General features: G+C 63.3%; 7 protein-coding genes. 6 read left to right on the top strand and 1 reads right to left on the bottom strand.

Features of this window, described 5'->3' with window-relative positions:
• Positions 1-51: 51 nt before the first annotated feature.
• Complete coding sequence (locus Q5H89_RS21955) at positions 52-993, top strand: polysaccharide deacetylase family protein (RefSeq protein WP_305021479.1); 942 nt, start codon at positions 52-54, stop codon at positions 991-993.
• A 201-nt stretch (positions 994-1,194) separates the two neighbouring features.
• Here Q5H89_RS21955 and Q5H89_RS21950 read toward each other — a convergent pair whose 3' ends face one another.
• Positions 1,195-2,373, bottom strand: a complete 1,179-nt coding sequence (locus Q5H89_RS21950) for a LacI family DNA-binding transcriptional regulator (RefSeq protein WP_305021478.1) — start codon at positions 2,371-2,373, stop codon at positions 1,195-1,197.
• A 308-nt stretch (positions 2,374-2,681) separates the two neighbouring features.
• On the opposite strand from Q5H89_RS21950, the gene uxuA reads away from it, so the two are divergent.
• From uxuA to Q5H89_RS21925, 5 genes are all read left to right on the top strand, one after another.
• Positions 2,682-3,884 (top strand): mannonate dehydratase, encoded by a 1,203-nt coding sequence (uxuA, locus tag Q5H89_RS21945; protein ID WP_305021477.1) that lies wholly within the window; start codon positions 2,682-2,684, stop codon positions 3,882-3,884.
• 69 nt (positions 3,885-3,953) lie between these two features.
• Entirely contained in the window at positions 3,954-6,062 is a 2,109-nt protein-coding gene (locus Q5H89_RS21940) for an alpha-glucuronidase family glycosyl hydrolase (protein ID WP_369810690.1), read from the top strand.
• 34 nt (positions 6,063-6,096) lie between these two features.
• Positions 6,097-6,924, top strand: a complete 828-nt coding sequence (locus tag Q5H89_RS21935) for an SDR family NAD(P)-dependent oxidoreductase (RefSeq protein WP_305021476.1) — start codon at positions 6,097-6,099, stop codon at positions 6,922-6,924.
• 61 nt (positions 6,925-6,985) lie between these two features.
• Positions 6,986-10,183, top strand: coding sequence for a SusC/RagA family TonB-linked outer membrane protein (locus tag Q5H89_RS21930; protein WP_305021475.1), 3,198 nt, complete (start codon positions 6,986-6,988; stop codon positions 10,181-10,183).
• Positions 10,184-10,265: 82 nt separating this feature from the next.
• Positions 10,266-12,056: a RagB/SusD family nutrient uptake outer membrane protein gene (locus Q5H89_RS21925; protein ID WP_305021474.1), complete on the top strand. Its 1,791-nt coding sequence runs from the start codon at positions 10,266-10,268 to the stop codon at positions 12,054-12,056.
• The last annotated feature ends 155 nt before the right edge of the window (positions 12,057-12,211 follow it).

The following is a 12,211-nucleotide window of genomic DNA, read 5'->3' as shown; positions in this document are numbered from 1 at the left end:
AAGTACACCCTTCGTCCGCCGTTGCGCCCCGCCGGCTTTTTAATTGCTTCCTTGAAAAACCTGTTTCCGGTTGCCGCCCTGGTGGCTGCCACGCTGAGCCTAGCCGCCTGCGACTCGAAAACCGCCACCACCGGCGAGGCCCGCACCACCCCCGACGCCGAGGCCACCGGCAAAAACGACTCGGCTAAAATCGACGAAACGGCACCCACCACGGGCACCGCCGCCGTGGCCGCCGACGAGGCCAACGCCAAGCCCGGCCCCGACCCCAGCACCATTCCGGCCGTCAAGGCCAGCGACGCGGCCGCCATCTACGCCCGCCCGCAGGTGCCGATTCTGTGCTACCACCAGATTCGCGACTGGACGGCCCGCGACTCGAAAGGCGCTAAGGACTACATCATTCCCATCGCGCAGTTCAAGGCCCAGATTAAGATGCTGGCCGACAGCGGCTACCACACCATTCAGCCCGACCAGCTCTACGCCTACCTCACCACCGGCGCCAAGCTGCCCAGCAAGCCGGTGATGCTGACCTTCGACGATACCGACCTCGACCAATTCACCATCGCTAGGCCCACCCTGAGCCAGTACGGCTACAAAGGCGTGTACTTTGTGATGACCGTGAGCCTCGGCCGCCCGCACTACATGACCAAGGACATGGTGAAGCAGCTCTCCGACGAGGGCAACCAAATCGGCTCGCATACCTGGGACCATCACAACGTGAAAAAGTACCAGGGTAAGGATTGGGAAACCCAAATCGACAAGCCTACCAAGACGCTGGAAGACATTACGGGCAAGAAAATCAAGTACTTCGCCTACCCCTTCGGCCTCTGGAACACCCAGGCTTTCCCCGAGCTGAAAAAGCGCGGCTTCGTGGCCGCTTTCAGCCTGGCCGAGAAGCGCGACCAGCAGGACCCGCTCTTCACCATCCGCCGCATCATCGCCAGCGGGTATTGGACGCCCCGCACGCTGCACAACAACATGGTACAAAGCTTTTAAGGTGCCGTTTTAGCGGGTTACCTCACCCCCCGGCCCCCTCTCCTTAGGGAGAGGGGGAGCCTTACGATTTGTTCTAAAAACAGAAAAGCGCTCAGCGGTTGCTGAGCGCTTTTCTGTTATAGTGCTCGGTAAATGCCGCTGTGGCTTCCCCTCTCCCCAAGGAGAGGGGGCCGGGGGGTGAAGTGACCCGCCAGAACAGTTCTAAACCAGTACTTTCAACTTCTCGCCCTTCCCTTTCAGCGACGACTGCCGGATAACCAACTCGCTGGATATTACGCAGGTGCGGGGCTGAAAGTCCTCCTTCTGCGCCATTTGCTCCAGGAAGAGGCTAGCCGCCTGCTGGCCGATACGGAAGGGGTGCAAATCGACCGTGGTGAGGCCCGGCTCGATGAGGCTGGCCAGGAATTCGTCGCCGAAGCCCACGATGGCCATGTCCTCGGGCACGCGCACGCCGCGCTGGCGCAGGGCCAGCAGCAGGTCGAAGGCATTGGTGTAGTTGATGGCAAAAATGGCGTCGGGTGGCTCGGGCAGGGCCAGCCAGGCATCGAGGGCGGCCACTGCGGAGGTGGGCCGGAAGTCGATGTGGGCGCACAACTCCTCGGTGGTGGGCAGGCCGTGCTTGCGCAGCGCGCTGAGGTAGCCCGCCTGCCGCTGCCGGCTGATGAGCAGCGACTCGGGCCCCGCCAGAATGGCAATGCGCCGACAGCCCTGCTCAATGAGGTGCTCGGTGATGGTAAAAGCTCCCAGCCGGTCATCAAGGATGACTTTGGCGCTGTTCACCTCATTGCACACCCGGTCGAAGTGGATGACCGGAATACCGCGCCGCGCGGGGTCTTTCACGTGGTCAAAATTCTCGGTTTCGCGCGAGTGGCAGATGAGCAGGCCATCTACCCGGCTGGCTATCAAGGCCTGCACGTTGCTCACCTCGGCCTCGTACGACTCCTTCGACTGGCAAATCATTACCCGGTAGCCCGCCTTGGTGGCCACTTGCTGAATGCCGCTGACGGCGGTAGCGAAAAACGGCCGCTCCAGGTCAGGAATCAGCACGCCAATGGTATTGGTAGCCTGGCTTTTCAGGCTCTGGGCCAGCAGGTTGGGCTGGTAGTCGAGCTGCTGCGCCGCCTCCAGAATGGCCTGACGCGTGAGCGGGCTGATATCGGAGTGCCCATTGAGGGCCCGCGATACCGTGGACGGCGCCACGCCCACCTGCCGGGCCACGTCGGCAATGGTGGCCTGGTGGCGCTTGCGGCTAGGGGTGCCGGCCGGCTTCTCGGCCGTGAAATGGTACTCGCAGGACTTGCAGAAGAACCGCTGCCGCCCCCGCACGAAGCCCGCTTTCATCACGTCGTCGGCGAGGCTGCACTTAACACATTTAACCATGAGGCAAGGGTGGGAAGAAAGGTGGATAATGCGAAGGTCGGGGAGAAGCTACGAAGTAGCCAGCTAAAAATGATTGCTAAAAAAATATTTCGCTAAGATAACCTATCGGCAACGATTGCGAAAACGTTTCCGATAGGTTTTGAAAGTATTTTACTTGAATTTGAGGTTTTTAGGTTTCAGCAAGTGGTAACGCTGCCTTTACATTTGAATCAGATTCCTCCCCGGCCCGTTGCCAACGGCTAGCTTATCAACTGATAAAGTGGTCTTCGGCGGTGGGTAAAAAATTGTACTATTCTATTTCGACTGCCATGCTGCATACCATGCGCTGGTTCGGGCCCAACGACCCGGTTTCGCTCTTCGATATTCGCCAGGCGGGCTGCGCCGGGGTGGTGTCGGCGCTGCACCAGCTGCCCGTGGGCGCGGTGTGGCCGGTGGCCGAAATCCGGGCGCGCCAGCAGCTTATCGAGGCCGCTAATCAGACCCATTCGCCGCTGCACTGGGCTGTGGTTGAGAGTTTGCCGGTGCACGAGGACATCAAGAAGGGCCGGCCCAGCCGCGACGAATACATTGCCAATTATCAGCAGAGCCTGCGCAATCTGGCGGCCTGCGGCATCCGCACGGTGTGCTACAATTTCATGCCTGTGCTCGACTGGTCGCGCACCGATTTGAGCTACGAAATGCCCGATGGCTCGCGGGCGCTGCGCTTCGTGTGGCAGGATTTTGCCGTGTTTGACTTGTGCATTCTCAAGCGCCCCGGTGCCGAGGCCGATTACGAGCCCGCCGTGGCCGAGGCCGCCCGCCAGCAGTTTGCCAGCATGAGCCCCGAAGCCGTAACCCAGCTCACCAACACCACCCTGCTAGGTCTGCCCGGCTCGGAAGAGGCCTTTGAGCTGAGTAGCTTCCAGGCTTATCTGAATGAATACAAGTCGATTGACGCCGTTACTCTCACCGCCAACCTGCACTATTTCATCCAGCAAGTAGCGCCGGTGGCCGAGGAAGTAGGCATCGGCCTCTGCATTCACCCCGACGACCCGCCCTTCCCGCTGCTGGGCCTGCCCCGCGTGGTGAGCACCGAGGCCGACCTGGCTGGCCTGCTGGCCGCCTGCGACGTGCCCGCCAACGGGCTGACCTTCTGCACTGGCTCGCTGGGGGTGCGGCCCGATAATGACCTGGCCGGTATGGCCGAGCGCTTTGGCCCGCGCATTCACTTTGTGCACCTGCGCACCACCAAGCGCGAGGAAAACCCGCGCAACTTCCACGAGGCCGACCACTTGGCCGGCGACGTGGATATGTACGCCGTGGTGCGGGCCCTGGTGCAGGAAGAGTTGCGCCGCGAGGCCGCCGGCGACACCCGCCCGCCGCTGCCCATGCGCCCCGACCACGGCCACCAGATGCTCGACGACCTGAGCACCAACAAGCGCACTTACCCCGGCTACTCGGCCATCGGCCGCCTGCGCGGGTTAGCCGAGCTGCGCGGCCTCGAATACGGCGTACGCCGCATGCTGCTATAAAGGCGAAACACCTCTGCGTTTCGCCTGCCTAACTGCCTGACTACCCTCCACGTTTCCCACCCGCCCGCCGTGTTGCTCCGCAACGTACTTCTGCTCTTTCTGTGCCTAGCCGCCGCGGCCCCGAGCCGCGCCGACGACGGCTACCGCCTGTGGCTGAAGTACGACCGCGTGGCTAATACTGCTGAACGACAGCAAGTTGCGCGGGCGGCGCAATTTGTGGCTAGCCCCGGCAGCACGCCGGTATTGCGCGCCGCCAGCGCCGAATTGCAGCGTGGGCTGAGCGGCCTGCTGGGGCAGGCGGTGCCGGTAGTAGCCACCGCGGGCAGCCGCACGGGCGGCATCGTGCTGCGCGTGGATGCCTCGGCTAGCCCAGCGCTAAAGGCGGAGGGCTACCGCATTTTCCCGGAGAAGAACAACCTCGTTATCACGGGCCGTACCGACCGGGCGGTGCTCTACGGGGCTTTTGCGCTGCTGCGGCAGGTGCAGACGGGCCAGCCGCTGGCCGGCCTTAGCCTGAGCAGCAGCCCGCGCATCAATTTTCGGCTGCTCAACCACTGGGATAACCCCAATGGCACCGTGGAGCGCGGCTACGCCGGCTCTTCGATTTGGAAATGGTACGAGCTGCCCGAGCGCCTCGACCCGCGCTACACCGACTACGCCCGCGCCAATGCCTCTATCGGTATCAATGGTGTGGTAGTCAACAATGTGAATGCCAGCGCACGCTACCTCTCGGCCGAGTATATAGGCAAGGTGGCGGCCCTGGCGGGCGTGCTGCGGCCGTATGGGCAGCGGGTGTACCTGTCGGTATTTTGGGCGGCGCCTAAGGTGCTGGGCGGGCTAGCCACCGCCGACCCGCTCGACCCTGCCGTGAAGCAGTGGTGGGCCGCCAAGAGCGATGAAATTTATAAAGCCATCCCCGATTTCGGCGGCTTTCTGGTAAAGGCCAACTCGGAGGGCGAGCCCGGCCCGCAGGACTACAACCGCACCCACGCCGACGGCGCCAACATGCTAGCCCAGGCACTCGGCCACCACGATGGCGTGGTGATGTGGCGCGCTTTTGTGTACCAGGCCGGTAGCAAGGACCGCTTCAAGCAGGCCTACGAGGAGTTTCAGCCCCTCGACGGCAAGTTTGACCCCAAAGTATTGGTGCAGGTGAAAAACGGGCCGATTGATTTCATGGCCCGCGAGCCGTTTCACCCCCTGTTTGGGGCCATGCCCCGCACGCCGCTGGTGCTGGAAGTGCAGCTGACGCAGGAATACCTGGGCTTCGCCACGCACTTAGTGTACCTGGGGCCGCTCATCAAGGAAGTGCTGGAGGCCGATACCTACGCCAAGGGCCCCGGCTCGACGGTGGCCAGGGTAGTGGATGGCTCGGTTGATAACCACGCACTGAGCGCCATTGCGGGCGTGGCCAACATCGGCTCGGACCGCAACTGGACCGGCCACCCGGTGGGCCAGGCCAACTGGTACGCCTTCGGCCGGCTAGCCTGGGACCATGAGCTGGACCCCGCCGCCATCGCCCGCGAGTGGACCCGCATGACGCTGACCACCGAGCCGGCCGCCGTGCGCACCATTACCGACTTGCTGGGGCAGTCGCGCAGCATCTACGTGCGCTACACCATGCCGCTGGGCCTGCACCACATTATGGGCGAGAGCATTCACTACGGCCCGCAGCCCTGGCTGGCCAAGTCGGGCCGGCCCGACTGGACGGCGGTTTATTACCACAAAGCCGATTCCATCGGCCTGGGTTTCGACCGCACGGCCACGGGCTCCAACGCGCTGGCCCTCTACAAGCCCGAGGTGCAGAAGGAGTGGGGCAACGCCCAAACCTGCCCGCTCAACTACCTCCTCTGGTTTCACCACGTGCCCTGGACGCAAAAGCTCAGCACCGGCCGCACCCTCTGGAACGAGCTGGCCACCCGCTACTACACCGGCGCCGACTCGGTGCTCTGGCTGCAAAAGCAGTGGCTAGCCGCCCGCCCCGCCCTCGACCCCGCCCTGTATGCCGACGTGGCGGCCCGCCTCCAAACCCAGCGCAAAGAGGCCCTGTGGTGGCGCGATGCCTGCGTGCTCTACTTCCAGTCGATAGCCAAGCAGCCCATTCCGGCGCCTTTCGCCCCGCCTACCCGCTCGCTGGCCGACATCAAGCAGCTCGTGCAGCTCTACCAGCTCAAGTAATTCCCACCCTGTTCGCTCCGGCTTTATTCTGCTTATGAACTCCTCGATACTCTCTTCTAACGGCAACGGCCACGCGGCCACTACCACGCCCGATTCGGCCCCGCTGGGCGACGTGTTTTCGCTGGCCGGGCGGGTGGCGCTCATCACGGGCGGCGGCACGGGTATTGGACTCGAAATAGCCCGCTGCATGCTCACGGCCGGCGCCACGGTCATCATTACTGGCCGCCGCGAAGCGGTGCTGCAAGACTCGGCCGCCGAGCTAGGGGAGGGCGCCCACTTCGTGGTGAACGATATCTGCGACCTGGCTAGCCTCGATGAGCTGGTGGAGCAGGTGGAAGCCGCCCACGGCCCACTCGACATCCTGGTCAACAACGCCGGCATCAACATGAAGAAGCCCGCGCTGGAAGTTACCGACGAGGATTTTAGCCGCATTATTCACACCAACCTCACGGCCGTGTTTGCCCTCACGCGGGCTGCCGCCAAGCGCATGGTGCCCCGGGGCAGCGGCGTTATCCTCATGATTTCGTCGATGGCCGCCTACTACGGCATCGACCGCGTGGTGGCCTACGCGGCCTCCAAGTCGGCCGTGGAAGGCATGGTGAAGGTGCTGGCCTCCGAGTTTTCGGCCCACGGCGTGCGCATCAACGCCATCGCCCCCGGCTTCATAGAAACCGAGATGAGCCGCACGGCCATGAACTCGGACCCCGACCGCCGCGACCGCGCCATGCGCCGCACCCCGATGGGCAAGTTTGGCAAGCCCAGCGACATCGGCCACGCCGCCGTGTTTCTGGCCTCGGAGGGCGCGCGCTACATCACGGGCGTGTCCTTGCCCGTGGATGGGGGCAATTCTATTGGTTTCTAATGCTGACTCGCCCCGAGCGGGCCGTTTCCTTCTGCTTTTCACTTTTCAAGTTTCCCACCCCATGAACACACGCATACCTTCCGCTCGCCCGCTTAAGGGCTTGAAATGGTCGCGGCTGGTGCCGCTCCTTCTTCTCAGTGGCGGCCTGGCCCCGCTAGCCCCGCAGGTTGCCTACGCCCAAGTGGCCGGCACCCACACCGTGAGTGGCCGCATCACTTCCGACAACGGCGAGGGCATTCCGGGCGTGACGGTGGTAGTAAAAGGCACCACCACCGGGGCCACTACCGACGCGGACGGCAACTACACCGTGACGGTACCTAACGATAACAGCGTGCTGGTGTTCAGCTCGGTGGGCTACACCCGGCAGGAAGTAGCCGTGGGCAAGCGCACCAACCTGAGCCAGGCCCTGGTGCCCGAAACCCAGGCCCTCAACGAGGTGCAGGTGGTGGGCTACGGTACCCAGAAGAAAAGCCAGGTAACGGGCGCCATCTCGAGCGTGAGCGACGAGCAGCTGCGCGACGTGCCGGTGGCCAACGTGGGCCAGGCCCTGCAGGGCCGCGCGGCCGGCATCACAGTATCGAGCAACGGCACGGCGCCGGGCCAGGCGCCCACCATCCGCATCCGGGGTAGCCGCTCGCTCTCGGGCTCCAACGACCCGCTGCTGGTGGTGGATGGCGTGCCCTTCGACGGCAGCCTCAACGACCTGAACCCCGACGACATCACCTCGCTCGAAGTGCTGAAGGACGCCAGTTCCACGGCCATTTATGGCGCTAGGGGTGCCAACGGGGTTATTCTGATTACGACCCGCCGCGGCAAGAGCAGCGCGGCCCGCGCCACCTACGCCGGCTACTACGGCATGAAGGACATCTACGGCCGCTTCGACCTGATGAACGGTACGCAGTACTACAACTACAAGCTCGAAGCCTACCGCACGCAGAGCCCCACGTTTGACCCTAGCAACCCGTCGTTCCTGACCCAGGATGAGCGCAACAACTACGCTGCCGGCAAAACGACCGACTACCAGAGCCTGCTGTTTCAGAAAGGCCACATTCAGAACCATACCCTAGGGGTTAGTGGTGGCACCGAGCAGACGCAGTATTCGGCTTCGCTGGGCTACTACGACGAAACGGGCATCGTGCCGGTGCAGCGCTTTCAGCGCTACTCGCTGCGCGCTACCCTCGACCAGCAGATTGGCAAGCGCGTTAAGGTAGGTGTCAACTCGCTCAACACGTTCACCAACGCCAACGACCCGAACGTGAACGTGTTGTATCAGATTCTCACCACTAGCCCCCTGGCTTCGCCCTACGACCAGAATGGCCAGTTGGTGCTCTACCCCAACGGCGACAACGCGGGCTCGAACCCGCTGACGCTGTACGCGCCCAACGCCCACCTCGACCGCAGCCGCCGCCTGCGCTCGTTCAACAGCATCTACGGGCAGGTGAACATTGCGAAGGGCCTCGACTACCGGCTCAATGTGGGCCTTGATGGCCGCACCCAGGCCGACGAGTCGTTCTATGCTTCGGTAACGCCCAACAACGGCGGTGGGGTAAACACGGCCAGCCGCTCGTCGAGCATTGCCTATAACCTGCTGGCGGAGAACATTCTAACGTACAACCGCAACTTTGCCGAGAAGCACGACCTGAACGTGACGGCCCTCTACAGCCGCCAGACCTACCACGCCGACGGCTTCCAGGGCGCGGTGCGGGGTACGCTGGCCGACTTCCAACTGGCCGACAACCTGGGGGCGGGTACGCCGAGCACCGTTAGCAACAACACGCAGCCCATCGACTGGGCGCTGGAGTCGTACATGGGCCGTATCAACTACGCCTACGACAACCGCTACTCGGCCACGCTTACGGCGCGCATCGACCGCTCGTCGCGCCTGGCGCCGGGCCACAAAACCAACCTGTTCCCCTCGGCTGCCGTGGCCTGGAACATCGCCAACGAGTCGTTCCTGAAGGATTATTCCTGGCTCAATACCCTGAAGCTGCGCGCTAGCCTGGGCCGGGTGGGCAGCACCGCCATCAACCCCTACCAGACGCAGGGCGCGCTCATCACGGGCATCGGCAACGGCTATTACAACTACGGCACCACCGGCGGCATTGGCGTTATTCCTTCGGCCATTCCGAACCCCGACCTGGGCTGGGAGTACACCACCACCACCAACTTCGGCCTCGACTTCGGCTTCTTCCAGAACCGCCTCACGGGTAGCGTGGAAGTGTACCAGCAGCGCACCAGCGACCTGCTGCTGCCCGACGCCCTGCCCACCGCCAGCGGCTACAGCTCGTTTTTGCGCAATGCCGGCCAGACCCAGAACCGCGGCGTTGAAATTTCCTTGACCACCGTGAACGTGCGGGCTAAAGACCTGGGCGGCTTTGAGTGGAGCACCGACTGGAACTTCACCGTGAACCGCGAAAAAGTGCTCGATTTGAACCTGACCAACGCCGACGGCAGCAAGCGCGACGACGTGGGCAACCAGCGCTTCATTGGCCAGCCGCTCTACGTAATCTACGATTACCGCAACCTGGGCGTGTGGCAGGCCTCGGAGGCTGACCAGGCCAAGAAGTACGGCAGCAAGGTGGGCCAGATTAAGGTGGAGGATGTGAACGGCGACGGCGTCATCAACGCCAACGACCGCGTGATTGTGGGCTCGCGCCAGCCCAAGTTTGAGGCTGGCCTCACCAACCGTTTCCGCTTCAAGGGCTTCGACCTGACGGTGGTAGCGCTGACCCGCGTGGGCGCCACCGTGGTAGACCCCTACTCGTTTGGCCCTAGCTACTACGCCACTAACACCGGCCGCCGCAACCAGATAAACTTCGACTACTACTCCAGCGGTATTCCGGCCAACCTGACCCCGCAGACGCCGGGCGGCGTGCCCGCCAACCCCAGCAACACCTACCCCGAGCCCGACCAGACACCCCGCGCCAACGAGTGGCCTACCTACGGCTCTACCCTGGGCTACCACAGCGGCACATTTATCAAAGTGCGCAGCATCGACCTGGGCTACACGCTGCCCGCCGCCTGGGCCAAGGCCGCGTTCATGAGCAGCACCCGCATTTACGTGCAGGTGCAGAACCCCTACATCTGGGCGGCCGACAAGTACTTCCAGCACAACAAGGCCATCGACCCGGATGCGCTCTCTTACTCGACCCGCTTCGACTCCTCGCAGGGCGTTAATGCCGCCAACATCTCCTTCCAGGGTGGCAGCAACTACCCCGTTACGCGCGCCTTCATCGTGGGTGTAAACCTGGGATTCTAGCGCTGCGCGGCGGCCCCTGGCCGGGCTGGCCCGGCCAGGGGCCGCGAGCCCCCCATTTCCCATCCAATCCTTCGCAATCATCATGAAAAAAATAGTATTAGCGACGCTCGGTACGGCCCTGGTGCTGTCGGCGACCAGCTGCAACAAGGACATTCTGGACGAAAACCCGACGTCGGTGCTGACGCCCTCGTTCCTGCAAACGGCGCAGGGCGTTGAGGCCGGCGTAACGGGCGTGTACTCGGGCCTGCGCCAGGTGTACGGCAACGACGCGGCCACCTTTACCACTGAGGCGGGCACCGACCTCTGGACTACGGGCATCTCGGCCAGCAGCGGCCTGTCCGACTACGACAACAACGCCCTGACGCCCTCGGGCGACGGCTCGCACTCATTTATCTGGACGGCGTGCTACCAGAAAATTAACGCCGCCAACGGGGTGCTGCAATACGGCCCCAATGCCCAGGGCCTGACGCCCACCCGCCTGACCCAGCTGCTGGCCGAGGCCAAGCTGCTGCGCGCTCAGTACTACTTCGTGCTGGTGCAGGACTTCGGCGACGTGCCGCTCTACACCAACTTCATCGACCAGCCCACCAAGGAAATCAGCCGGGCCCCGCTGGCCGATGTGTACACGCAGATACTCAAGGACCTGAACGAGTCGCTGGCCACCATTGCCGACAAGCCCGCCCAGCCCGGCCGCGTAACGCGCGCCACGGCTCTGCACCTGCTGGCCAAGGTATACCTGACCCGCGCCACCTCGTCGGCCAAGCAGGCCACCGACTACACCATGGCCGCCCAGTACGCCAAGGAGCTGATTGACAACCAGGCCCGCTACGGCCTGGGCCTGGAAGCCGACCCGGCTACCGTATTTGCCGAAGGCAACGAGAATGGTAAGGAGGTCATCTTCAACGCGCAGTTCAACAACGACGCCACGTTCACGGGCCTGGACGGCTTCACCTACGTGAGCGGCGAAAACGTGCTGGGCTTCCAGTACCGCAGCCGCTACGACAAGCTGCCCAACATGGCCCGCGACACGTACAATGGCCGGCCGTTTGCCCGCCACGTGCCCACGTTCTTCCTCGAAAACTCGTACATCCTGCGCGATGCCAGCGGCAACGCCCTGGAGTCGGGCGCCACGCTGCGCACCACCGATACCCGCTACAACAAGTGGTTTACGACGGTGTACTTGGTAAACTCGAACTCGCCCAACGCCAACGGCGGCAGCACCAAGGCCGTTATCGGCGATACGGCCGCCTGGTACCCCGGCCGCGAGCTAACGGCGGCGCAGCTCACGCGCATTGCCAACCGCACGCCGTACCCGTACATCGTTATTTCGCCGAGCCAGTATACCACGGAGTACTTCCCGACGCTCAATAAGTTCGACAGTCGCAACCGCTCGTCGCTCAACGGCTTCTCGACCCGGCCCAACATCATTTACCGCCTGGCCGAAACGTACCTGATGGCCGCCGAGGCCTACTTCTACCTCGGCAACACTGCCCAGGCTGCTACCTACCTCAACGTGGTGCGCGAGCGCGCCGCTGCCAGCGGCAAAAAAGCCCAGATGGACATTACGGCCGCCCAGGTGACTATCGACTTCATCCTGGACGAGCGCGCCCGCGAGCTGTGCGGCGAGTTTACCCGCTGGTACGACCTGAAGCGCACGACTACCGCCGGGGGCGCCAGCGAGCTGCTCACGCGCGTTCGCAACACCAACTATGCGCCTGCTTCGCGCGCGGTCACGACCCCCGGCTTCACCAAAGGTGGGGTATATGGCTCCAACGCGGCCATCAACATCAAGGACTTCCACGTGCTGCGGCCCATTCCCCAAAGTGAAATTGACCGCACGAGCGGCAAGCTCACCCAGAACCCGGGGTACTAGCCCTGGGTAGCCAGCGCTGCCGGGCTGCCGCATGGTAGCCCGGCAGCCATTGGCTGCGGCGCGTGAGGAGTAAGGTGAGTTTGCTTGCAGAATCGTTTATAGTAGAAAGAGTTTTGAGCGCTAAACAATTGATAGGTAAGCTGCTGGTAATTAGC

The organism is Hymenobacter cheonanensis (genome assembly GCF_030581075.1).
In the GTDB taxonomy this organism is placed as follows: Bacteria; Bacteroidota; Bacteroidia; order Cytophagales; family Hymenobacteraceae; genus Hymenobacter.
Note: the sequence above shows the minus strand (reverse complement) of the source record. Positions and strands in the feature narration are given on the sequence as shown.

Coding starts and splice junctions, on each gene's coding strand:
- Q5H89_RS21950 (WP_305021478.1), bottom strand. CDS start 2,373: ATGGTTAAATGTGTTAAGTGCAGCCTCGCCGACGACGTGATGAAAGCG.
- uxuA (WP_305021477.1), top strand. CDS start 2,682: ATGCTGCATACCATGCGCTGGTTCGGGCCCAACGACCCGGTTTCGCTC.
- Q5H89_RS21935 (WP_305021476.1), top strand. CDS start 6,097: ATGAACTCCTCGATACTCTCTTCTAACGGCAACGGCCACGCGGCCACT.
- Q5H89_RS21925 (WP_305021474.1), top strand. CDS start 10,266: ATGAAAAAAATAGTATTAGCGACGCTCGGTACGGCCCTGGTGCTGTCG.
- Q5H89_RS21930 (WP_305021475.1), top strand. CDS start 6,986: ATGAACACACGCATACCTTCCGCTCGCCCGCTTAAGGGCTTGAAATGG.